23 protein-coding genes are annotated in these 22,250 nt (G+C 46.9%); 10 read left to right on the top strand and 13 right to left on the bottom strand.

Annotated features, from left to right (window positions below; translation table 11 throughout):
* Nucleotides 1–77 precede the first annotated feature (77 nt).
* Nucleotides 78–971 carry a carbohydrate ABC transporter permease gene (locus V6668_RS28605; protein ID WP_036613007.1) on the top strand — a complete coding sequence of 298 codons (894 nt, stop codon included), beginning with the start codon at nt 78–80 and terminating at the stop codon, nt 969–971.
* Complete coding sequence (locus tag V6668_RS28600) at nt 971–1,789, top strand: carbohydrate ABC transporter permease (RefSeq protein WP_074092669.1); 819 nt, start codon at nt 971–973, stop codon at nt 1,787–1,789. Before V6668_RS28605 ends, V6668_RS28600 begins: the two co-directional genes overlap by 1 nt.
* Before the next feature lie 121 nt (nt 1,790–1,910).
* On the opposite strand, the gene V6668_RS28595 is transcribed toward V6668_RS28600, so the two are convergent.
* From V6668_RS28595 to V6668_RS28585, 3 genes are all read right to left on the bottom strand, one after another.
* Nucleotides 1,911–2,870: an MraY family glycosyltransferase gene (locus tag V6668_RS28595; protein WP_036613004.1), complete on the bottom strand. Its 960-nt coding sequence runs from the start codon at nt 2,868–2,870 to the stop codon at nt 1,911–1,913.
* Nucleotides 2,871–2,988: 118 nt separating this feature from the next.
* Nucleotides 2,989–3,804 carry a hypothetical protein gene (locus V6668_RS28590; RefSeq protein ID WP_338707261.1) on the bottom strand — a complete coding sequence of 272 codons (816 nt, stop codon included), beginning with the start codon at nt 3,802–3,804 and terminating at the stop codon, nt 2,989–2,991.
* 69 nt (nt 3,805–3,873) lie between these two features.
* The gene (locus V6668_RS28585) at nt 3,874–4,191 is read right to left on the bottom strand and encodes a metalloregulator ArsR/SmtB family transcription factor (protein WP_338707260.1); all 318 of its coding nucleotides are present in this window, start codon (nt 4,189–4,191) and stop codon (nt 3,874–3,876) included.
* Nucleotides 4,192–4,545: 354 nt separating this feature from the next.
* Here V6668_RS28585 and V6668_RS28580 point away from each other — a divergent pair, with 354 nt between their 5' ends.
* The gene (locus tag V6668_RS28580; RefSeq protein ID WP_047840828.1) at nt 4,546–4,935 is read left to right on the top strand and encodes a nuclear transport factor 2 family protein; all 390 of its coding nucleotides are present in this window, start codon (nt 4,546–4,548) and stop codon (nt 4,933–4,935) included.
* Between the two features lie 197 nt (nt 4,936–5,132).
* A complete protein-coding gene (locus V6668_RS28575; protein WP_083684522.1) occupies nt 5,133–5,654 on the top strand; it encodes a hypothetical protein in 522 nt (173 codons plus the stop codon).
* A 455-nt stretch (nt 5,655–6,109) separates the two neighbouring features.
* Here the strand turns inward: V6668_RS28575 and gntK are convergent, their stop codons facing one another.
* From gntK to V6668_RS28555, 4 genes are all read right to left on the bottom strand, one after another.
* Complete coding sequence (gene gntK / locus V6668_RS28570) at nt 6,110–7,660, bottom strand: gluconokinase (RefSeq protein ID WP_338707259.1); 1,551 nt, start codon at nt 7,658–7,660, stop codon at nt 6,110–6,112.
* A gap of 121 nt (nt 7,661–7,781) precedes the next feature.
* Nucleotides 7,782–8,609, bottom strand: coding sequence for a carbohydrate ABC transporter permease (locus V6668_RS28565; RefSeq protein WP_036612996.1), 828 nt, complete (start codon nt 8,607–8,609; stop codon nt 7,782–7,784).
* 20 nt (nt 8,610–8,629) lie between these two features.
* Entirely contained in the window at nt 8,630–9,496 is an 867-nt protein-coding gene (locus V6668_RS28560) for a carbohydrate ABC transporter permease (protein ID WP_036613110.1), read from the bottom strand.
* A gap of 128 nt (nt 9,497–9,624) precedes the next feature.
* The gene (locus V6668_RS28555; protein WP_053061379.1) at nt 9,625–10,899 is read right to left on the bottom strand and encodes an ABC transporter substrate-binding protein; all 1,275 of its coding nucleotides are present in this window, start codon (nt 10,897–10,899) and stop codon (nt 9,625–9,627) included.
* A gap of 323 nt (nt 10,900–11,222) precedes the next feature.
* Between V6668_RS28555 and V6668_RS28550 the strand changes: the two genes are divergently transcribed.
* The 5 genes from V6668_RS28550 to V6668_RS28530 all read left to right on the top strand — a co-directional run bounded on the left by V6668_RS28550 (nt 11,223) and on the right by V6668_RS28530 (nt 17,400).
* Nucleotides 11,223–11,990: a GTP cyclohydrolase II gene (locus V6668_RS28550; RefSeq protein WP_315372491.1), complete on the top strand. Its 768-nt coding sequence runs from the start codon at nt 11,223–11,225 to the stop codon at nt 11,988–11,990.
* A 192-nt stretch (nt 11,991–12,182) separates the two neighbouring features.
* On the top strand, nt 12,183–12,752 hold the full coding sequence (locus V6668_RS28545; protein WP_074092664.1) for a glycerol-3-phosphate responsive antiterminator: 570 nt from the start codon (nt 12,183–12,185) through the stop codon (nt 12,750–12,752).
* A gap of 28 nt (nt 12,753–12,780) precedes the next feature.
* On the top strand, nt 12,781–14,268 hold the full coding sequence (gene glpK, locus V6668_RS28540) for a glycerol kinase GlpK (RefSeq protein ID WP_338707258.1): 1,488 nt from the start codon (nt 12,781–12,783) through the stop codon (nt 14,266–14,268).
* Between the two features lie 400 nt (nt 14,269–14,668).
* Nucleotides 14,669–16,327, top strand: a complete 1,659-nt coding sequence (locus tag V6668_RS28535; RefSeq protein WP_338707257.1) for a glycerol-3-phosphate dehydrogenase/oxidase — start codon at nt 14,669–14,671, stop codon at nt 16,325–16,327.
* A gap of 68 nt (nt 16,328–16,395) precedes the next feature.
* Nucleotides 16,396–17,400, top strand: coding sequence for a Gfo/Idh/MocA family oxidoreductase (locus tag V6668_RS28530; RefSeq protein ID WP_338707256.1), 1,005 nt, complete (start codon nt 16,396–16,398; stop codon nt 17,398–17,400).
* A gap of 104 nt (nt 17,401–17,504) precedes the next feature.
* Here the strand turns inward: V6668_RS28530 and V6668_RS28525 are convergent, their stop codons facing one another.
* Nucleotides 17,505–17,804: a winged helix-turn-helix transcriptional regulator gene (locus tag V6668_RS28525; protein WP_026081419.1), complete on the bottom strand. Its 300-nt coding sequence runs from the start codon at nt 17,802–17,804 to the stop codon at nt 17,505–17,507.
* A 423-nt stretch (nt 17,805–18,227) separates the two neighbouring features.
* Between V6668_RS28525 and V6668_RS28520 the strand changes: the two genes are divergently transcribed.
* Complete coding sequence (locus V6668_RS28520) at nt 18,228–18,608, top strand: DoxX family protein (protein ID WP_051447288.1); 381 nt, start codon at nt 18,228–18,230, stop codon at nt 18,606–18,608.
* A gap of 125 nt (nt 18,609–18,733) precedes the next feature.
* Here the strand turns inward: V6668_RS28520 and V6668_RS28515 are convergent, their stop codons facing one another.
* The 5 genes from V6668_RS28515 to V6668_RS28495 all read right to left on the bottom strand — a co-directional run bounded on the left by V6668_RS28515 (nt 18,734) and on the right by V6668_RS28495 (nt 22,146).
* Entirely contained in the window at nt 18,734–19,573 is an 840-nt protein-coding gene (locus V6668_RS28515; protein ID WP_338707255.1) for a DNA alkylation repair protein, read from the bottom strand.
* Nucleotides 19,574–19,650: 77 nt separating this feature from the next.
* The gene (locus V6668_RS28510) at nt 19,651–20,346 is read right to left on the bottom strand and encodes a Crp/Fnr family transcriptional regulator (protein WP_282319986.1); all 696 of its coding nucleotides are present in this window, start codon (nt 20,344–20,346) and stop codon (nt 19,651–19,653) included.
* A gap of 127 nt (nt 20,347–20,473) precedes the next feature.
* Nucleotides 20,474–20,992, bottom strand: a complete 519-nt coding sequence (locus tag V6668_RS28505) for an AbrB/MazE/SpoVT family DNA-binding domain-containing protein (protein WP_036612972.1) — start codon at nt 20,990–20,992, stop codon at nt 20,474–20,476.
* Between the two features lie 105 nt (nt 20,993–21,097).
* Entirely contained in the window at nt 21,098–21,778 is a 681-nt protein-coding gene (locus tag V6668_RS28500) for an LrgB family protein (protein ID WP_124116664.1), read from the bottom strand.
* Nucleotides 21,775–22,146 carry a CidA/LrgA family holin-like protein gene (locus V6668_RS28495; RefSeq protein ID WP_338707254.1) on the bottom strand — a complete coding sequence of 124 codons (372 nt, stop codon included), beginning with the start codon at nt 22,144–22,146 and terminating at the stop codon, nt 21,775–21,777. The genes V6668_RS28500 and V6668_RS28495 overlap by 4 nt, the downstream gene beginning before the upstream one ends.
* Nucleotides 22,147–22,250: the final 104 nt, after the last annotated feature.

Here is a 22,250-nt window from a genome sequence, read left to right as displayed (position 1 = left end):
TGAGCCTTCAGGCCAGACAAGGCTGTTATTCCGGTTTTCTTATGTCTTAGTTTTACCCCATGAAAGGTGTGAGGACGATGTATCCGTTTGGGAAAGGTAAGGCAAGACTTATTCCTTATCTGTATTTGAGCATTCCGTTGTTACTTTATGTCGTGTTTGGCTTCGGTCCATCACTTGTGACGATACTGTTTTCGTTTACAGATGCTACTGGTGTTCGGGGCCAGGAATGGAGCTTTATCGGCTTTGAAAACTATAAAACATTTTTTGGTGCATCCAATGCTGGAGACCGAATGGATGCTATTGGGCGATCCTTATACTTTGCGTTTGCTGTTGTGATCATACAAAATGCAGTGGGTTTGTTTATAGCGATTTTGATCAATAAAAAGCTTAGAGGCGATAAATTATATCGCGCGGTATTCTTTTTGCCAGTGGTGCTGGGGGTTACTGTGTCTGGACTCATTTGGCAACTCGTTGCAAATCCGCTGGGCGGACCAGCCCAGTCCTTTCTGAATTTCTTGGGTACCAGTTCCAACTTTTTTGGCGATTATAATATCGCCTTCGAACTGATTATTTTTGTTCAAATCTGGATGTACATGGGTTACTCCATGACGATTTTTCTTGCAGGTCTGCAGTCTATTCCGAGCGATCTGTATGAGGCGGGTTACATGGATGGTGCTTCGGGATGGAAAGCATTTACGAACATTACATTCCCCATGATTGCTCCTGCATTCACCGTTAACATGCTCCTGTCTATCATAGGGGCATTGCAAACCTTTGATATTATCTATGTACTTACAGGCGGCAAGTTCAATACAACGACGCTTGCGTTTGATGTTTATGCTACGGCATTTGGCACAGGAACGGCTGATTACGGTTTAGCTTCTGCTGTGGCGATGATTCAGTTCCTCTTTGTATTTACCATATCGATGGTTGCTTTATTTTACCTTCGTAGAAGAGAGGTGGAAGCGTAATGAAACAGAGCCAAACGTCCAGAATGGTCAGCTACGTTATCGTTCTGCTCATGCTTGCGTTGTACGTTTTCCCTCTATTCTATCTGTTCAATGTATCCATGAAGACACAGACAGAGTATCTGCTCGATCCTGTAGCTCTTACTGAAGGGATCCGGCTTGAGAACTTTTCCGAAGCATGGAACAAAGGGAACTTCTCTCAGTATATGTGGAACAGTGTGCTCTATACAGGGATGTCCACCCTGCTGACGTTGATTTTATCTATATTTGCTGCATTCCCGCTCGCACGCAGATATGTTAAATTCAGCACACTCATTTATATTTTCTTTCTGATTTCCATGTACCTTCCCAACCCGCTCATTCCGCAGTTTTCCCTGATCAATAATCTGGGTCTTTACAACACCCAAATCGGGTACATCTTATTGAAGACGACAGGTACGGGCATTGCCTTTCTCATGTTTGTGGGTTATATCAAATCAATATCGCGTGAACTGGATGAGGCCTCTGCCATGGACGGGTGCGGGTATACAAGGTATCTGTTCACTATCCTTGTTCCGTTAATGAAACCAATCCTGGCAACAGGTATTATTCTTACCGCGATTGGTGTATGGAACGATATTATCGGGCCGACCATTTATTTATCTGATCCGAATTATCAGCCGGTAACCAAAGGACTCTTTACATTTTATGGACAGTACATGAACAACTGGCCGCTGCTCGCGTGTGGCATTCTGATTGTTACCTTGCCGCTGGTTGTCCTGTATGTTGCTTTGCAACGTTTCATTGTTGGAGGTGCTATGGCAGGGGCTGTTAAATCGTAAGTTAGAATCACTCCGCTTTAACTGAAACGAAAAAAAGGCAAGCGATCCAAAAAAACATCATAAGAAAGCCACCCTCAATGCAATGAAGGTGGCTTCTATTATTTTCATCGTTATTTTGGTTTTACAACTCCACTAACATCAGAATAATGGAGGATAGACACAGACATGTGCTGACTAGATACAGCACACCCACCACCTGATTTTGATTCAATCCGGCACGCAGCAACCGATAATGGGCTTGACTCGCATCGGCCTGATAGATCGCTTTACCTTGAATGAAACGTTTGATAACGACAAAGATGTTGTCGAAGATCGGTACACCCAGCGCCAAAATCGGAATGAAGATGGACAACATGGTTGCTTGTTTGAATGCACCATCCAGAGCGATAACCGCCAGAATGAAGCCAAGGAACGTAGCGCCTGCATCACCCATGAACACTTTGGCAGGAGCTTTGTTGTACTTCAGATAACCAATCGTTACACCGACCAGAATGATCGACATGAGTGCGGAATCACTTTGACCTTTGGCAAGCGCCACGATGAACAGGGTAATTGCCGAGATGGCCGATAACCCGCCAGCCAGTCCGTCCATGCCGTCCGAGAAGTTGATGACTGTTGTCACCCCGAAGATCCACAGGATCGTGAGAATGAATTGCAGCCAGATCGGAAGCATGACATATTCCGCGTTGAAGGGATTCACAAATCCGGTGAACGCAATGCCAGAAGCAAATACGAGTACTGCCGCAGAGACTTGTACGAGCATTTTGGGCAGGGCAGGAAAATCTTTGCCTTTTGTTTTGTACCAGTCGTCGACGGTACCAATCGTTAGCAGAAGCATACCACCAGCGACCAGAGCCGCTGTTTCCCATGTGATTTCTTTCGTTAGAGCAATGTATGTCAGGAAAAATCCAGTAAATATCGCGTAACTCGCCGTGAGCGGGATAGGTTGCCTGTGTAGCTTACGCTCCACATCTTCCCGAGGCTTGTCCACAAAATCGAGCCGGTGAGCCAATCGACCAAGCGGTGGAATAAGCAGAACCACGACAGCAAAAGACACTATAAAAGCCAGTATGTATACCATAAACTCGCTTGTTTCACTCCCATCTACCAATTTCCCCTTATTATACGAGTTAAACAGGAAATCTGTCGATGTCATTATTGTAACCAGATGTATGCAAAGGTGAGCAAAAGTTCAGGTTTTATTGCATGTGAGGAAGATAGGAGCCGAAATAATGTTTTACGGCTTCTGTATGATATCCATCATCACCTTGCCAGGTTGCTGCAAAGACAAAATCGCTGGAACCACCTTTGCGTTTTCTCGGTTTATCTCCAGGAACCAGTATGCCTGCTGCCGCCCAGATTTCCAGCAGGGCATCTCGCTCCTGTTTGCTGGAGGGGAAGAGATCCTTCCACTTTTTCTCAAGTGAGCGAGCACTGTCTTTGGGGTCTTCCGTCTGAGCTGCTTCAAGCAGGTTGACCAGGATGGCTTGGTCTTCAGGAGTTACTTCATAGTTTGCATCGTTGTCCTGAAGCAGTAATTCCAGATCCATCAGGCAATAGATAAGCCAGCCGTGACGCACGCCGCCCCACTTGATCCGTTCAAAATTAAGGACGTTTAAGTCGACATTGGAATATTCCTTGTCTGACTGCAAACGCAGGAAGTTACAATCTCCACAGGCACTGGTGTTAGGGTGAAGGGCAGGGCGTTCCGCATAGGTGTGTAAAGGCATGTTCGATGTTAAAGCCCAGCTGGATAATGCGCTGCGCAGATAGACTTTTTTGGTGGACAGACTATGTAAAAAGGCCGAAATCACCCGTTCCTTGAACGAGTCATCCTGATGCATGTCGTATAGACGCTGGACAATCTCGTCATGCGTGATCGTGAGTGGATCAAACATAACACCTTTGCTTTTGGCATATTCAAATTCATCTCCAGAGAAGGGTACAGAGGTTGTTTTCCAGCCGCCACCACCCCAGAAGGTACTCAGCAGTATCTTTGCCGCCTTTTTGTCCATGTGGTTAGCCTCCCTTATGGTAATTGCGATTATGATGAAAGTGGTTCTTCAATCTTAGACCTGCTTACTTTAATTTACGTATTCCTCGGTTGTATTCAGAATCATCTCGACGAGGCCTGGAAAACGTGTGTTTAGCTCTTCCTTTCGTAGGGAATAAAAGTGCTGTTTACCTTCAATGCGTGGCTGTATCACGCCAGCTTCACGTAAAATTTTGATGTGATGGGACAACGTGGATTTGGAAATATGGTCTACTTCGAAGGCGGAACAGTTTTTCTCGCCAGAACTGGCCAGACAGTGTGCAATTTTCATGCGGATCGGATCGCCCAATGCATTGCAGACCGTGGTCAGCTTCAGTTCCGAAGCCATAGGTATCGTTGGAGTTCTCATATCTATGACGTTAGCATAATCGGCTTTGTCTTTCAATGTTTGAAATATTTCGAACTATAGAAGTTGAACTTGTAACTATTACACTTGTTTACTCCGATTGCAGTACCATCTTTCGATCGCTCTTATCCCCAGATTTTCTTTATTCCCTTGGTCCAAGGGAAAAATCCGGTGATAAAGGCGAACGCTTCGCTTCTTCAGATTGGTTCTGCACTCTCCGTGTTAGTGTAAAAGTCGGTCTCAACTTATATATTTCTTGCAGGCAGTATAAGAAGTGTGATACATTTCTTTTCAATAGTTCGAAAATATTCGAACTGAAAGATTGGAAAACGGCTTTTTATTCTAGGAGGAATATAAATGAGTACTATGAGTACCACTACACTGTTGAACAACTATTTCCGTTTATTTGATGCTTCACGTACAGACGAGCGCGCCATGCAGGACTTATTGTCCCTGTTTACACCGGACGCAGAGATTGTGCTTAACGGCACCAGCCGAACAGGATTCGATGGTTTTATGAAAGCTTTCTACGAATACAATAAGGATGTAAAACATATGTGGGACGCGTGGGTGCAACAGCCTGACGGCAGCTACCAAACGAACTGGGCGGTGTGCGGACAAGCGGCAGACGGAACGGTATATGCCAAAGCAGGCATTGATATCGCTCGTGTGAATGATGCGGGGCAGATCGTGTATCTGGAGAATGTACAGGCCGACCAGAATGCGTTCAGCAAGTATAATCAGTAATTAAAATCTAGGATTTCAGTTCTATAGTTGTTAGAAATCTGAATCAATAAAAGATAGGAAACCTTAACTCCACCGCTTTTTCATGCTGTGGGGTTTTGTTATACCCAACATGTTCAATCCTTCTTTTTAGGGTAGGATTAGAATAAAGGGATGAACGTTATAATTCTTATTTGTTGGAATAAAGAGGAGTGAACTACATGAACGAAGTTGGGAACCGAAACGTCATGGAACCTTTAGAGGTCATACCGATGGTCGGTATTGGACCATTTAAGTTGGGAATGAGTAAATCAGAGGTAGAAGAGATCATTGAGTGCATCACCCCGGAGATTAGTCAGCTCTACAACCAAATGGAGTATGATTCGGAACATAAACTCTATTTCATTGAAGTAACTAATCCACACGATTATCCACCTGATGAATCTGATGTTGTCCTTACATATGATAATATTGATGTTTTTCGAACAAAGGCTGATGATCTCGTTAAGCTAATAGATAGTAAGACACCATATACTCGAGACATCGATGCGGAGTTGGGATTTTCTTTTATTTTCAAAGATATCCAATTGGCTTTGTGGAGACCTAGCGTGATGACCGAAGAAATGATGAATTCAGTTGAGTTTCTGACCGAGTTTACGCCAGAGAATCAGGAACTGGAAAAGAGATTTTTCTATTTTAGGACGGTTGCTGTGGCGGCCCCTGGATACTTTAATAGAACATAAAGGGAAGCTCCAAGTATGATGAGAGATAAATTTGATCCAATCTAAATAGAGTTTATATAGTCTGTGCATGAAAAAAAGCCCATTCCCATATGGACATAACCATGGCGGGGTGGGTCTCTTTAACTTACGATATCTCGTATTAATTCTAACGAACTGTACACATGCTATTGGAGGGTATTTGGCAAAAGTGATTTTCTAACGAACCACAGACAAGTTAATTGGCTACATATTAGGTTCTAGATCAGTTTTGTGCCCATGTAAGCCGATATAAGGTGGCTCAGGTTCGTTAGATTTTGAAAACATGCTATAAACCTCATATAAGATGTCTACGATTCGTTAGCTATTCCATCTCAACTTTTGACCGTCCAACGTGTTGCAACATCCTAGGCTTTTAACCTTCTAGCCCTCACATCGTCCCGTTCTCCGGTCATCCTACATGCAATCTACTGCCGCCCTTATCCCTGCATCGTCTTATTCTGAAAAGCAGCGATATCCGCATACTCTTCTTCAAACTTACGGGAGATGCGGATGAAGATCGGCAGCAGTTCACGGTACACGCGGACACTGTCCGGGTCTGGTTGGTGCCGATGCGTTGATCCGATCATGCCGGAGACGGCGCTCAGGGAATCGATGCGGCCAAGGGCGTACAAGCCCAGTACGGCTGCGCCGAGACAGGAGCTTTCAATACTTTCGGGGATGATGACATCCTGATCGAAAATATCGGCCATCATCTGGCGCCACAACTCAGAGCGGGCGAAGCCGCCTGTGGCCTGAATTTTTTTCGGTCGGCCAATCTTTTCTTCGATCGCCAGCATGACCGTGTACAGGTTAAACAACACACCTTCGAGCGCGGCCCGAATCATATGTTCTTTCTTATGATGCAGCGTCAGGCCGAAAAACGAACCCCGTGCATTGGGATTCCAGAGCGGAGCCCGCTCACCTGTCATATACGGATGGAACAAGAGACCTTCCGAACCCGGAGGTACGTTTTCTGCGACACGAGTGAGCACTTCATATGGATCGATGCCAAGTCGTTTCGCGGTCTCGACCTCGGAAGCCGCAAACTCGTCCCGAATCCAGCGGAAAATAACACCGCCGTTATTCACTGGTCCGCCAATGACCCAGGCATCCTCCGTGAGCGCATAACAGAAGAAGCGTCCTTTTGGATCGGTCACCGGTTTGTCTACGACTGTACGAATCGCTCCACTGGTACCAATGGTCACGGCCACGACGCCCGGATCAATGGCGTTCACGCCCAGATTGGAGAGCACACCATCACTTGCACCGATGACAAATGGTGTGGTGACCGCAATGCCCATCTCTTTGGCGTAGTCCGGGTGCAACCCATGTTTCAGCACATGTGTGGTTGGGACCAATCGGGACAAGTGTTCCGGCGTAATGCCCGCTACATGCAGCGCTTCTGCATCCCAGTCGAGTTTCTCCAGATTCATGAGTCCGGTTGCGGAGGCCATGGAGTGATCAATGACGTATTCGGAAAATAATTTATAGAAGACATATTCTTTCATGGATATGAATTTGTATGTCTGTCTGAAAAGTTCCGGTTGATCCCGGGTGAGCCACATGATCTTGGTGAGGGGGGACATCGGATGAATCGGCGTACCTGTTCTCAGATAGATTTCGTGACCATTCATCTCCGATTTGAGTGCTTCGGTCCACTCGGCACTGCGATTATCTGCCCATGTCATGGCCCGCATCAGCGGTTTGCCTTGTTGATCGACAGGCAGAATGCTATGCATCGCTGAACTGAACGATACAAACAGGATCTCCTCTGGCTTCACTCCCGCTTTGGACGTGGCCTGTTTAACGGATTCGATGACTGCTTTGAAAATATCTTCCGCATCCTGCTCCGCAATCGCAGGTGTGGGGGTGTGTAGCGGATAATCGGCACTGCCTTGAGCCACAATGGTTCCGTTCTGTTCGAACAAGACGGCCTTGGTAGAGGTCGTGCCGATATCTACGCCGATCATATAGGGTGAAGAAGCCATTTAGTCATCCCTCTTTCTTAAATATATAAGGTGGTGCTATTCATCCAACTTATATGGCATCTGTTATTTCATCTATAGATAAGAATATCAGACTTGAGGGATGGATCAAAATGCCACAATCTTAGTCCTTCACCGCCCCTGCGGCAATATCCGAAATAAACTGGCGGCTGATGAACAGGAACATAACGATGAGCGGAATGACGGCAAGCAACGTACCCGCGATGACCATGGCATAGTCTGTGTTATACAGTCCGTTTAATTGAGACAACGCAATCTGCAACGTATATTTGCGTTCATCCGTCAGGACGATCAAAGGCCACAGATAATCATTCCATACGCCGATAAAGGTGAACGCGCCGAGGAAAGCAAAGGCAGGTCGCAGAATTGGCAGCGCCACGTTCCAATAGAGCCGGAAGAAATTACAGCCGTCGATGCGGCCCGCATCCAGCAGATCGTTGGGAATGGACTCTGTTGCATACTGGCGAATCCAGAAGATGCCGAAGGCGTTCACCATGCCCGGAATAATGAGAGCTTTGAAGGAACCGACCCAACCGAACGTAGCCATGAGTACGAAGGAAGGCACCAGCGACAGCTGGGAAGGTACCATCATGGTTGCGAGCAGCAAGATGAAGAGCCACTTTTTGCCGGGAAATTCAAACTTCGCAAACGCAAACCCCGCCAGTGAGTCAAAAAACAGCACCAGAATGGTCACGAGGCCTGACACAAACAACGTATTCAGAAAGGCGCCCCAGAAATCAATCTGCTGCAACACCCGCGTGATATTATTCCACAGTTCGCCCCCGAACCAGAGCTGGGGTGGAAACTTGTAGATATCGGACGTTGTCCGGGTAGACATTACAATCAGCCAATAGAACGGGAACATGGATATGAGCATGCCCCCGATAAGACCGGTATACAACACCAGCGATTTGAGGTGTTTGGTCGCCATGTGCGCTCCCCCTTATCACATCAGGATGATTTGCCTTGAACAAGCTTCCAGTTCACAATCGAGAACAGGGCGATAATGAGGAACATGCCCCAACCAACGGCAGCGCCATATCCGAAGTAATTGTTAATGAAGGATTCACGGTAGAGGTACAATACAATCGTCATGCCTGCTGCACCTGCGCCACCATCATTGCCTACCAATACTTGTGGCTCGGTGAACAGTTGCATACCGCCAATCGTTGATGTAATGACCGTAAACAGGATCACAGGACGCAACATCGGAATTGTAATTCGGAAAAAGGACTGTATCGCTGATGCGCCATCAATCTTAGCCGCTTCGTATAATGTCTGCGGAATACTCTGAAGTCCGGCCAGATAGATGACGGCGTTATATCCGGTCCAGCGCCAGACCACCATGGAGGAGATTGCGACTTTAATGCCCCATGGTGCATTAAGCCACTCCACAACCGGTAGTCCGACCGACTGCAACAGATAATTGAGAAAGCCATAATTGTTGGCAAATAAAGCACCGAAGATAATGGCTACCGCCACGATGGATGTGACGTTTGGCAGAAAATAACCGACCCGAAACAGGGTACGAAACTTCACAAATGGTGCATGTAGCAAAAAGGCAATAATCAGGGCGAAAAAGAGCATCGGAATCGTCGAATAGATCCAGATCATGAACGTGTTGCCCACGGCTTGCCAGAACTCGGCATCGGTCAGCATGTATTTGAAATTGTTGAGTCCGTTAAACGTCATGACACCGATGCCATCCCATTTATGAAAAGCCAGATAGAGTGAGAACCCAATCGGGAACAGCCCAAATACCGCAAACAGAATATAAAACGGCGATATCGCAACATAAAGTGCACGATGCTCCCACATTCTGGCCCACAGTGACTTCTGCCGACCCAGATCAGGTCTTGCATTTCCGGGATCGGGAGTAAGACGAGGTTCAGTTACAGCCATATGAATTCCTCCTTTGCGGATAACGAAACCACACGTTGTTCAGGTTAACGCTGCAATTCCCGCTCGACGCGGTGTACCGTATCCGTCCAGACCTGCTGTGGATCGGCATTTTGCTTCGCGACATCATTCAGCCGTCGAGTGATAATGTTGTGTACGGATGGGTATCTTTCGCCAAAGAAAGCATCCGGCACATCCTGTGCCGATTCGGCAAATACAGGCCCTGTCGCCTGTCCACCGAAGAAAGGTTCTTTTTCTTTCATGGCAGGATCATCAAACACACCTGGTGCAGAAGGGAACAGGTTTAGTGTCTGATATTGCTCCAGTTGATTTTCGGGACTTTGCAGCCAGCGAACCAGTTCAAAGGCTTCCTGAGGATGTTCACTCGACTTCAGGATGGACAGGAATGATCCTCCGTTGTTGCCATCTCCCCCTGGTGCCCGAGCGACCCGCCACTTCCCGGATGTATCTGGAGCGGCTTCCTGAAGAACTTGTTTCATCCAGACAGCGCCCACGAAAGAGGCGATTTCGCCATTATTCATCGCGGCGTTCCAGCTTGGAGTCCAGCCATCTGCATTGGCTAGCAGTCCCTTCTCTTTGAAAGCAACGGCCGTATCCCAGCTCTTGCCCACAATAGGGGAATCCATGCCGATAAAGGACCCGTCCGGCCGGAAATAACGCTCCGCAGACTGCGATATGACTTGATTGTAAACGGTTGCAATATTGTCGGTTAGAAAAACCTTGCCTCCGAATTTTTCCTTGAGCTGTTCTCCGGCAGCAGCATATGCATCCCAGCTGTTGATCTGACGTGTAACGTCTTCGGGATCAGATGGCAGTCCGGCCTCCTTAAACAGATCTTCTCGGTAGAAGAGGGCTGTTGGCCCCGTATCCATCGGGAAACCAATCATCTGTCCGCTTGGCGTAACGCCTTGCTTCCATTTCCACGGCAGATATTGGTCTTCAATATCTCCTGCACCGAGATCATACAGATTATAGAAACGGTCCTCACTGGGGAATAGCTCCATGATCCAGTCGTTCAATGCTACAATGTCTGGTTCACCTGAGCGTGCAGCGAGTGTTGTTTTGAGTTTTGCTTTGAAATCACCGCCGATTTTCTGAGCTGTCAGTTCGATATTGGGGAACTTTTCCTTAGCCCTGGCAATCAACTTATCATCGATGGAACGATTCCAGTACCATAATGTAAGCGCTACCTTTTTATTGTTCGCTGAATCGTCCTGTCCGGGCCAGATGGAGCATCCGCTTATGAGCAGGACGCAGACCATCAGTATGGCTGTCCAGCAAGTTCTTTTCCGGCGGATCATGTGTATTACCCCCTCATCGTTAAGTTCGAGGCATGAAGTGCTTTGGACTACAACATTAGTGTATGAGCAGTTTATAAACTCATACCCAATATTCCTAAAATGAAACACATATTTGTGTCAATTGCGTAACATAAATTGGGTAGTTACTTTAAAAATAAAAGTTACTTGACACATTATAATTTTTATTCTAAACTAACTTACATAAAGTAACTAATGATGATGAGAATAATATAGATACGTACTATATAACGTCCAAGTGATCCATTTTCGCTTTGGATGCGAATCAATCAACAGACAAGTTGGCCTAAACAGGAGGAACGACAATGATCAATTCACATATTATTCAACTGCTTGCCCCCAAAATTCAGACTTTTCCGAGTGGAAAAGAGTTCATATACTTGGTGGGGCCAATCAAACTCCCGGTAAACCTCGATGGGGAGACCAAGACATTCCAGTGGTATAGCTGGATGAAATCGGACAAAGCGATGGAGAGCGGCGAGTTAATTGAATCTCTTGCTGAAGCTGAACTGGCAGAGCGTCAACAATCCAGTGTTCTGGTGTATGGTGACTTTGCTGAAGCACAAGAAGCGCTGATTCGGATGCATAGCATCTGTCATACAGGCGACATCTTTGGCAGCAAACGCTGTGATTGCGGCTTCCAATTGGAGCAATCCATGAAAATGATCGCCGCTCACGGAGCGGGTGCACTGTTCTATCTTGCGAACCATGAGGGACGTGGCATTGGTCTGTTCAGCAAAGCCATGGCGTACATTTTGCAAGAAGAAGGTCTGGATACGGTAGATGCAAACTTGCAACTCGGATTCACAGACGATGCTCGTAATTATGACGATGCGATTGCTGTGCTGCGTACACTTCGCTCCGCACCGGTTACATTGATCACCAACAATCCACGGAAGCTGGCTGCTTTGCAGGAAGCGGGATTAAATGTGGGCGGACGTGTGCCACTATGGGGAGATCGCTCTGCTTTCAACGAGAAATATCTGCAAACGAAAGTGAACCGTTCCGGTCACTTGGCAGAAAGTGATGGTTGGGCTGGGGCAGAGACGCTGCTTCCGCATGCGCAGGGTTAATCATTATTTATAGACGTATACGAATAGACGGCTAGCCGTTGATGTACTCTCTGTTATGGAGAAGTACAACAGCGGCTTTTTGCTATGGATGATAGGGTAGCGATCAGGTTTTCCTGATTCACGGAATGGCTTGCCGTTCCCGCAGTGCGGATTATACAATATAGTCATCTGATGAATGCGGGAGGAACCAAGGTGCCATTTGAGGGACAACGTATATTGCCGGCTGCAAAGAGCATGAAGCAGTTTGAAGCGATGATTGAAGGCCCTTATACCTATGGGGTGATGCTGGAAACGCATATTGCACAGCTTCAGAGTGTAATGGACGAGGCTCGGCGGTACGACAAAAAGATACTTTTGCATGCAGATCTGGTCCAAGGATTGAAGAATGATGAGTATGCGGCAGAGTATCTGTGTCAGCACATTCGCCCGGCAGGACTGATCTCTACGCGAGCGAGTGTCATTCAGAAGGCAAAGCAGAAAGGCATTACAGCGATTCAACGTATTTTTCTGCTCGATACCCATGCGCTGGAGAAAAGTTATCTGCTGCTGGCCAAAACTCAACCGGACTATATTGAAGTATTACCTGGCGTCATTCCGCATATTATTGCGGAAGTATCTGTGCGTACAGGGATACCCATTATTGCAGGGGGATTGATCCGTTCACCGGAAGAGGTTGAACTTGCGCTTGGCGTCGGGGCTACGGCAGTGACCACATCCAACACAGATCTGATCCGACATTTCGAGAAATCGCTTACACCTTAAAAAGAACCCACAACAGGAGGTTGGCTGTATGGAAAAATATATATTGGCTCTGGATCAGGGAACAACAAGCTCCCGAGCTATTCTATTTAACCGTGACGGGGAGATTGTGCACATTGCACAGCAGGAATTCCCTCAATATTTCCCCAAACCGGGCTGGGTAGAGCAGAATGCCAACGAAATCTGGAGTTCCATTCTTGCCGTGATGGCTTCATGTCTGGCAGAGAGCGGAATTAAACCTGTCCAGATTGCCGGAATTGGAATTACGAATCAACGTGAGACCGTTGTGGTATGGGACAAAGAAACAGGCAGACCCATCTATAATGCAGTGGTATGGCAATCCAGACAGACCGCAGATATCTGTGAAGAATTGAAGACGCAGGGTCTCGGGGACCTTTTCCGCCGTAAAACAGGATTACTGATCGATCCCTACTTCTCGGGAACAAAGGTGAAGTGGATTCTGGATCATGTCCCTGGTGCCCGGGAGCGGGCAGAGAAGAGTGAACTGCTGTTTGGCACGATTGATAGCTGGCTGATCTGGAAACTGAGCGGGGGTACACATGTCACGGATATATCCAATGCCTCACGTACTCTGATCTATAACATCTATGATCTGCAATGGGATGACGAATTGTTGGATATCCTCGACATTCCTAAGGCCATGCTACCAGAAGTGCGAGGTTCGTCCGAGGTGTATGCACACACAACAGACTATCATTTCTTCGGTCATCGGATTCCGATTGCGGGAGCGGCAGGTGATCAACAGGCAGCGATGTTTGGTCAGGGCTGTTACACCAAGGGCAGTATGAAAAATACATATGGTACCGGTTGTTTCATGCTTATGAATACGGGAGAGAACCCGGTACAATCCAATCACGGACTGATTACAACGATTGCCTGGGGGATGAATGGCAAGGTTGAATATGCGCTTGAAGGCAGCATTTTTGTTGCAGGTTCAGCGGTTCAGTGGCTGCGTGATGGATTAAGAATGCTTCGCTCTTCAAAAGATAGCGAGGATTACGCCTCACGTGTGCCTTCGACAGACGGCGTTTATATGGTACCTGCATTTGTGGGACTGGGCAGTCCGTATTGGGATAGTGAGGTTAAGGGTGCGGTGTTTGGCCTGACCCGAGGCACGACAAAGGAACACTTTATCCGTGCTACGCTTGAGGCATTGGCGTATCAGACCAAAGATGTACTGGAGGCAATGGAATCCGACTCGGGTATTCCCGTGCATGCTCTGCGTGTGGATGGAGGAGCGGCGGCCAATGATTTCCTCATGCAGTTCCAGAGTGATATTCTGGGCATTCCTGTCGAACGCCCAACGGTGAATGAAACGACTGCATTGGGTGCGGCTTATCTGGCAGGATTGGCGGTAGGATATTGGACGAGTGCGGATGAATTGACGGATCATGAAAATACGGAGCGTGTCTTCCAGCCTGTTATGGCTGAGCAACAACGAACAGAACTGTATACAGGCTGGAAGCGTGCAGTGAATGCAGCAATGGCTTTTAAATAAAAGAAATGAAATGAATATTTCTTGGTGTGGGTATTTGTACTTTTTAACTAAACATATGTTATAAATGATATTTACTGGTGGAAAATGATGCATGATTTACAGGGTTATTCTTCCTGGAGGAGGCAAAATATATACCCACTATAAGGAAAAAAACAAGGTTAGTGGATTCATTTGAAATTCCATCCTTTGGCAGAACAACTTTTTGAATTTTTTTTGAATAATGTGTCATTTCAGGACTTCACGCCGTCAAAAATCTGTGATAGGATAAAGGCACAAGTTAAAAAATGATGTCTGGAGATCGGGAGGGACCACGTGCCGCTCAGCAATTGCTGAGCGAATGACGTGGTCCTTTTTTTGTTTTTTTTACGGAAATATTAAGGAAATCATGGGAGGTTCAAGAATGACAGAAACGTTCTCGTCAGCACAACGGACCGAATATTTGCAAAATATGGCGAATGCACATTTTGACGTATTGATTATTGGTGGCGGGATTACAGGCGCAGGGATTGCATTGGATGCGGCTTCGCGTGGGTTGAAGACGGGGCTTGTAGAAATGCAGGATTTTGCAGCAGGTACATCCAGTCGTTCGACCAAACTTGTCCATGGCGGATTGCGTTATTTGAAGCAATATGAAGTGAAGATGGTTGCTGAGGTAGGACGGGAGCGGGCTGTAGTTTATGAAAATGGGCCACATGTGACCACACCGGAACCGATGTTGTTACCGATCTATACGGCTGGCACGTTCGGCCGCTTCAGCACATCCATTGGACTGATGGTGTACGACCGGCTCGCCGGGGTGAAGCGCAGTGAACGGCGCCAAATGTTGAATGCTGGAGCAGTGTCAGACAGTGAACCTCTGTTACGCAAACAGGGGTTGTTGGGTGGTGGACTCTATGTGGAGTACCGGACTGATGATGCCAGGCTCACCATAGAGGTTATGAAAGAAGCTGTCAAACGTGGGGCACAGGCAGTGAACTACGTTAAGGCGAAAGGTTTCCTGAAGGAGAATGGCAAGATTACAGGTATTGAAGCCGTGGATCAGATCGACGGTCAGGCATATATGCTGAAAGCAAGCAAGGTGATCAACGCTTCCGGTCCATGGGTGGACGGTCTGCGGGAATTGGACGGTTCGCGCCAGGGGAAAACGCTGCAGATGACCAAAGGCATTCATTTGGTCTTTGATGGTGAACGATTCCCATTAAGACAGGCCGTCTATTTTGATACACCAGATGGTCGAATGGTATTTGCTGTCCCACGTGATGGCAAAACCTATGTAGGTACAACCGACACTGTATATCAGGACGATCCTGCACACCCGCAAATTTCCGACGCGGATCGCGATTATGTGATTGATGCAGTTAATGGCATGTTTCCAGATGTACACATTGGTACCGAGGACGTGGAATCCGGATGGGCGGGTGTACGTCCACTAATTCATGAGGAAGGCAAGAATCCTTCCGAAATATCACGTAAAGATGAAGTCTGGGTATCCGAATCCAATCTGATTACGATTGCCGGGGGCAAGTTAACCGGGTACCGTAAAATGGCCGAGATGGTTGTTGATCTGGTCGCACGCCAGATGGAGCAGGAGAGTGGGCATTCCATAGGCCCTTGTGTAACAAAGAAGATGCCCATCTCCGGCGGTGATGTAGGGGGATCGGCTGGATTTGTATCGTATGCGGAGCGCAAGATCAAGGACGGTGTTGCTCTCGGGCTTGCCCGACCTGCTGCGGAGCGGCTGGTTCGCACGTATGGTTCCAATGTGGAGGCACTGTATGAGCGAATGCCCGATCCACGCACCAAGTCCGATCTTCATGGCATGCCACAGGAGTTATTGCTTATGCTACATTACGCGATTGATGAAGAGATGGCTGCAACTCCATCTGACTTTTTGGTACGAAGAACAGGTAATTTATTCTTCCGTATTAATGAAGTTCGTCGCTATAAAGCAGCAGTTATCTCGTATATGGCAGGTCGTTTGGACTGGTCAGAAGAGGAAGTGGTTAAACATACACAGGAACTGGATCAGCTGTTGCTGGAAGCATCCGGCAAAATCTAAGGCAGGATTTCAAGATCGAGAGTCGAATGGAACATGTAAGCGTGTAACATAGAGAGGGGATTACATCCATGACATTACAGATCGGAATCATTGGAACAGGCTGGTTCAGTAAGGTACACGCGGATATTCTCGCACGGATGGAAGGTGTTCGTGTTGCGAGTGTCTGTGGAACTTCGCTCGAAAAGGCAGAGGCTATGGCCTTCGTTTATGATGCTGTTGGTTACGGGGAACTTGAACATATGCTGGATGGTGAGAAGCTGGATGCGGTGTATATCTGTGTGCCTCCGATGTCTCACGGATCAATTGAGTCCGAATTAATCCGCCGCGGTATTCCATTCCTGGTGGAGAAACCGCTGAGTACTGGAATGGACGTTCCACGTCAGGTGTTGGATCAGGTGCAAAAGAGTGGATTGTTAACCTCTGTAGGATACCATTTCCGTTATCAGGAGGCTGCGCAGGTCCTGCGGCAAGCGATGAAAGAACAGACGGTCGGCATGGCTCTTGGCCGCTGGATGGGCGGAATGCCAGGGGTCGCCTGGTGGCGGCGTCAGGACGGTTCAGGAGGGCAATTCGTAGAGCAGACTACACATATTGTAGACTTGCTTCGGTATTGTGCAGGAGAAGTTACGGAGGTATATGCTGTAGCAGCTCAGCGAAGCATGCATGAGAAGCATGAACATGTGACCGTAGCCGATGTGGCAAATGTGACGCTTAAGCTGGAAAGTGGAGCGATTGCCAGTATCGCCAATACATGTCTGTTGCCAGACGGAGAGGGCGGCGCAGGACTCCAGTTCTACACGGATGCAGGTGTGTGGGATTGGACGCCAGAACGTTTGCTTCTGCCAAGTGCCGCAAAACATGCGATGGCAGGTCTGGAGATTCCGACAGGACATAACCCATACGAGCGTGAGAATGAAGCGTTCATTCACGCCCTGCGTACGGGAGACCGTTCACGAATTCTGTCCGATTATGCGGATGCCTGCCGTACACAGGAGATTACGACGGCGGCGCTGGCATCGGCAGATTCCGGTCTGCCGGTACAGCTTCAGCCTTCAAAACGTCTCTCTCATTAAAAGGTTGAAGGTAATATAAATACGCCTGAATCAGGGAATGATCCGCAGATCAGCCTGATTCAGGCGTATTTATGTTGAGTAGAGATTATTAAGTAGCAATTCAACTACTCGGATTTCTGCTGTTTCAACCAGTCGGATGACCAACTGTAGATCTGATCAATGACAGGTTCAATGGCTCTGCCTTTCGGTGTCAATTCATACTCTACACGGGGAGGTATCTCGGGAAACATGTGTCGGGTTACGATACCTTCCGTCTCCATTTCCTTCAATCTCTCCGATAAAAGTCGTCCACTGATCGCCATCTCTGCTTCAAGCTCCGTAAACCGCTTGGGTCCGGACAACAGTTGGTACATGATTAACAGTACCCACTTCTTGCCTATGATGTCTATGGCTTGAGTGATCATACAGGGACTTGGTGATTTTACTTTTTTCAGCTTCAACGTGTTCACCTCGATTCATAATGATTTTCTTCAAAGTTGTATATGAAAGGACATGATTTCTGCCGCTTTAAGAATATAGGACATCCAAGTAAATGAGGGTTACTACAAAATATACTGTAACATACCTTTTGTATGTATTATACATCATACAGCGAAAAATTACTTGAAGAAATTATATTATTATTATATACTAACTTCACAAAAGTAAGTTGGTGATAAATAATACGTATAATATGAACGCGTACTATTCTGAAAATTGAACGGGGCTGAACGCTTGAAAACAGAGTGACCTTTGGGAACTTTTACATAGATTCTTTTTTTTACAATGTGAAGCAAAATAATCATTACCTAGTAGGAACATATAATTTGTTACAGGAGGATATACATATGAACAAGATTTTGGGTTACGTTTTTCTGGTTGTGTTAGCAGGTGTCTTCGTCATGACGGGGTTTAACAAGATTAGTGGAGCAGACATGATGATTCAGACATTCGAAAGTTTCTCTTATCCGACATGGACCATGTATCTGCTGGGTGCCGCGGAGTTGCTTAGTGCAGTAGGTTTGCTGATTCCACGTACTCGCATCCTGGCTTCTGGCATACTGACATTCATTCTGATTGGGGCCGTGGGAAGTCATCTGATCTATGCACAATACGCTGCTGTTCCGTTCCCGGCTGTGTTGTTGGTAGCTAACATTATTGTTTTGGTTGTGGGCATGCGCAGATTGGAAGCGGAAGAAGAAGGCCAGATGGACGCGATTCAGGCGTAAGTTAAAGATAAGAGGGAACGTAATTGGGCTGTTCAACGTGGAAAAGGTATTCCTGTCAAAAGGAATGTAAACGCGGATGCCTATGCAGAAGATGACCACTGCCAGAGAGCGGTGGTCATCTTTTTTTATGTAAGACTTCGCGTGGCACGTGTAACGATTCGCCGCGTATGTTGGGTATCCGACTGCTGAGTCCAAGTGGCACAGACCTGCCGCACCCACTCTGGATTGGTCTTGCTGGCGTCGTTCAGCCAGTTACTTACCGAATCCTGTACATACTTATGGGCATCGGATTTTACTGCGTCAAGCAAGGGAAGGGCCATGGCCGGATTTTCTTTTAACTCCTGAATATGCTTGGCCCAGACGCCACGAGGTCTGATTGATTCTATGGCAAAGCGACGGATCAGTGGATCAGGGTCAACGCTCCATGGGATTAACTGCTGCAAGGCTAAGGATAATTCGGCAGAGATGGACTCCCGTACAGCCATCCAGGCGATTTCTCTTACACCAAAGTGATGATCTGCTGCAAAGGGCCGAATATGCTCCAACTTTTCAGTCAGGTTCAGACCGGAATCTAGCCCAATGATATAAGCCGCCCAGCAGCGAACACTGTCTGAACGATGCTCTGCAATGGAACAAAAGAGATTCGTTTTTTCATTGACTGATGGACGTTTCAACAGATCAAGCCATTGCATGGCTATGGCCGGGATGATTTTCATGATCCGCTGCTCATTCATCTGTGTTAACTGCTCTGTAATTGCTCTGGTTTCGGCATCCATTCCCCATTCATGGGTAACCTTCTGAAAAAGAGAAACATGATCTACAGCCAGCCATTCGGTCAGATTGACCGATTCGATATGTCCTGCTTGTAGCCAATTGCGGATATGCTCAGGAATTTCCGTTGCTTTACGGGCACCTTTGCGACGAAAAATGTCTTCAGGGATAAATAGATCTGGCTTAGCATCCAACGGTATACTCCTCCTTGGTTGTATAACATCATGAGTTATACAGTACAACTTGCTGGAGAACAGGGATGTAAGGCATCTTACAAGTGGTCAGTGATTTTCCGGAGGTTAGCGATTTCGTCACGATGAAGGGAGACTGATTTGAATCCGGTACGAATACGTCCAGATTTTGCCAAGTCTTGCATGACAATCGTAACCGATTCCCGTGTGGCTCCTGCCATCCAGGCAATCTCCTGATGGGTAAGCCCGAGTTGAATCCGGCAGTACTCATCTTCTTCGATGCATCCCATCTGTTCAGCCAGCCGGAAGAGATTATGTATCACCTTTTCATGCAGGTTTCCGAGTGCGAGCGTCTGTGTCAACTCGCTCATTCGTTTGATCCGCTCGCTTAGTACGTTCATCAGTCTCATCATAAATTCTGGATGTTCAATCAGAAACTGTTCAAAACGTTGTTTGCTCATCAGGCAAATATCACACTCCTCCATCGTTTCGATATAAACGGCGCGTGTTCCGAGTGAGATTCCGTTCATTTCTCCAAACACGTTACCTTCCGTCAAAATATCGAGAGTGAACTGCTTGCCCTCCGGATTTAATGTATATAAACGAACCTTTCCCCGTTTTACAAAATAGAAACCTTCTGTAAACGTATCGGGTGTCTGGATCTGTCTGTTTTTAGGTATGGTCGTAATAGAAGTCATCCCATCCATTTCAATCAGGTCTGCCTCGGATAAGGAGGACATGAGGTCGAATTGTGATAAATACAGAATTTTATCCATAGAACTCCTTTCCATTACAATATGAATATAAAAAAAAGAAGAACCCACGAAAAACAACGGGTTCTCTTGCAGCGGGACTTCCTGATCGGAAGGTCTTCTGACTATAAATGATCAAATGCCATTTTGATTATAGTAACTTTTTTAATTGAGAGACGCGTCCTTGGCTGATGCCAAGCTTTTCCGCAATTTGCTGTTGAGCCAAACCGGGATTCTGTTCAACAATTTCTTTCATCTGTTGCAGCATACGTGCCGTCTTTGGCCGCAGGTCCGGGTATTCTTGGTTGTCAGCTGTGGTCCCTTCTTCCCTAGCGGGAGATGAGACTGGGGCGGATTTGGAAGCAGGACGCTCCACGGGTGCAGGAGCCTGTTTGTTCTGAGGTACGAACCAGTTGGGAGAGTCATCCGGGTGTTTTAATTGAATTGCACAAGTCCGGCAGATGAATTGTTCTTTGAAATACATTTCCGTATCTACATCACCGCAAAAAATACATAATGTTGATTTGTACTTTCTTAAAATCAACTCTTTTCCTTCAATGAAAAACTCAAGCGGATCGCCGATATGGATTTCCATCGTATCCCGCATTTCTTTGGGAAGGACAATTCGTCCAAGACGGTCCAGAGATCTCTTCATTCCGGTTCTTTTCATCGCATCTCCCCCGCAATATTCACAATTAAAAACCTGTCCTTATTGTAAGGAAGAAAGGGCTTTAATACAACAATAATATTTCAAAAAAGTGGATAATTCCATCCATTATGGGAAAATAAGTTTAGAAAGCACGGGTGCAACCGCTAAAGTGAACAATGCAGCGAGCACCATGGAGATGCTGGAGATGGTACCGGTCAGGGAACTCAGTTCAAACGCCTTGGATGTCCCTGTGCCATGGGCACCGGTTCCAAACAGTGTGCCTCGTGCAATCTCCCCATCGATGCGCAGCATTTTGACGATGGAAGGGCCCATAATTACTCCGAGCAGACCAGTCATAATAACAAAAACAGCTGTCACTGCGGGTATGCCACCGATAGTGGCGGATACGTTCATGGCAATTGGGGTGGTGATCGATCTTGGGATCAGACTATGAATGAGACCGGAATCCAGGCGCAACCATTTGGCGAGCAGGGCAGAAGAAAGTACGGCAACGACCGAACCGGTCATGACACTGAAGACAATCTCGGAAATATGTTTTTTGAGTACATGGAAAAAGGTGTAGAGTGGTACTGCAAAAGCCACGGTGGCCGGTTGAAGCAGCAGACTGAGCCATTTGCCACCACTGCTGTAGGTGGTGTAATCTGTTCCCGTTGCGAGCAATATGCCAACGACAAGGAGCGGCGTAATGAGCAGTGGAGACAGATATACTTTCGGCAGATTGCGATACATTCGTTTGGCGACCCCATAGATCCCGACGGTTAACAACAGGCAGAGAAATCCAATCATCCGGTGTGACGCTCCTTTCGTTTCGCAATACGTGTAGCAACGAGTCCTGTACAGGACATAACTAGGAATGTACTAAGCAGTACGATGAATAAAATTTGCAATCCGTCATGCTCCAACATGGGCATATAGTTCATGATGCCAACGGCTGACGGGATAAAAAATAACAGTAGTTCACCGAGTAGCCAGGCAGCTCCAACTTCAATCCAGCGCAGCTTCACGACACGAGTCTGAAGCAGAATGAATAACACGACCATACCGAGTATTGAACCGGGTACAGGAAGATGGAGAGTACGGGCCAGCAGGTCCATGAGCAGTGAAAAAACCATTAAGAGCGCAACCTGTGAAATACCAAGGCCCCATTTTTTCACTTCAATCCCTCCTTGTATAATCAACGTAATCGTTTAAGTTAATATGAAAATGAAAATGATTCATTGGATATCACAAATTTTACATGGCATTCTTTCATGAGTAA

Source organism: Paenibacillus amylolyticus (assembly GCF_036894225.1).
In the GTDB taxonomy this organism is placed as follows: domain Bacteria; phylum Bacillota; class Bacilli; order Paenibacillales; family Paenibacillaceae; genus Paenibacillus; species Paenibacillus amylolyticus.
The sequence above is the reverse complement of the archived record's forward strand: the minus strand, read 5'-3'. Positions and strand labels throughout refer to the sequence as shown.

What these genes read in the sequence shown, in the direction of transcription:
- V6668_RS28605 (WP_036613007.1), top strand. Translation starts at nt 78, where the DNA reads ATGTATCCGTTTGGGAAAGGTAAGGCAAGACTTATTCCTTATCTGTAT.
- V6668_RS28600 (WP_074092669.1), top strand. Translation starts at nt 971, where the DNA reads ATGAAACAGAGCCAAACGTCCAGAATGGTCAGCTACGTTATCGTTCTG.
- V6668_RS28595 (WP_036613004.1), bottom strand. Translation starts at nt 2,870, where the DNA reads ATGGTATACATACTGGCTTTTATAGTGTCTTTTGCTGTCGTGGTTCTG.
- V6668_RS28590 (WP_338707261.1), bottom strand. Translation starts at nt 3,804, where the DNA reads ATGGACAAAAAGGCGGCAAAGATACTGCTGAGTACCTTCTGGGGTGGT.
- V6668_RS28585 (WP_338707260.1), bottom strand. Translation starts at nt 4,191, where the DNA reads ATGAGAACTCCAACGATACCTATGGCTTCGGAACTGAAGCTGACCACG.
- V6668_RS28580 (WP_047840828.1), top strand. Translation starts at nt 4,546, where the DNA reads ATGAGTACTATGAGTACCACTACACTGTTGAACAACTATTTCCGTTTA.
- V6668_RS28575 (WP_083684522.1), top strand. Translation starts at nt 5,133, where the DNA reads ATGAACGAAGTTGGGAACCGAAACGTCATGGAACCTTTAGAGGTCATA.
- gntK (WP_338707259.1), bottom strand. Translation starts at nt 7,660, where the DNA reads ATGGCTTCTTCACCCTATATGATCGGCGTAGATATCGGCACGACCTCT.
- V6668_RS28565 (WP_036612996.1), bottom strand. Translation starts at nt 8,609, where the DNA reads ATGGCGACCAAACACCTCAAATCGCTGGTGTTGTATACCGGTCTTATC.
- V6668_RS28560 (WP_036613110.1), bottom strand. Translation starts at nt 9,496, where the DNA reads ATGTGGGAGCATCGTGCACTTTATGTTGCGATATCGCCGTTTTATATT.
- V6668_RS28555 (WP_053061379.1), bottom strand. Translation starts at nt 10,899, where the DNA reads ATGATCCGCCGGAAAAGAACTTGCTGGACAGCCATACTGATGGTCTGC.
- V6668_RS28550 (WP_315372491.1), top strand. Translation starts at nt 11,223, where the DNA reads ATGATCAATTCACATATTATTCAACTGCTTGCCCCCAAAATTCAGACT.
- glpK (WP_338707258.1), top strand. Translation starts at nt 12,781, where the DNA reads ATGGAAAAATATATATTGGCTCTGGATCAGGGAACAACAAGCTCCCGA.
- V6668_RS28535 (WP_338707257.1), top strand. Translation starts at nt 14,669, where the DNA reads ATGACAGAAACGTTCTCGTCAGCACAACGGACCGAATATTTGCAAAAT.
- V6668_RS28530 (WP_338707256.1), top strand. Translation starts at nt 16,396, where the DNA reads ATGACATTACAGATCGGAATCATTGGAACAGGCTGGTTCAGTAAGGTA.
- V6668_RS28525 (WP_026081419.1), bottom strand. Translation starts at nt 17,804, where the DNA reads ATGATCACTCAAGCCATAGACATCATAGGCAAGAAGTGGGTACTGTTA.
- V6668_RS28520 (WP_051447288.1), top strand. Translation starts at nt 18,228, where the DNA reads ATGAACAAGATTTTGGGTTACGTTTTTCTGGTTGTGTTAGCAGGTGTC.
- V6668_RS28510 (WP_282319986.1), bottom strand. Translation starts at nt 20,346, where the DNA reads ATGGATAAAATTCTGTATTTATCACAATTCGACCTCATGTCCTCCTTA.
- V6668_RS28505 (WP_036612972.1), bottom strand. Translation starts at nt 20,992, where the DNA reads ATGAAAAGAACCGGAATGAAGAGATCTCTGGACCGTCTTGGACGAATT.
- V6668_RS28500 (WP_124116664.1), bottom strand. Translation starts at nt 21,778, where the DNA reads ATGATTGGATTTCTCTGCCTGTTGTTAACCGTCGGGATCTATGGGGTC.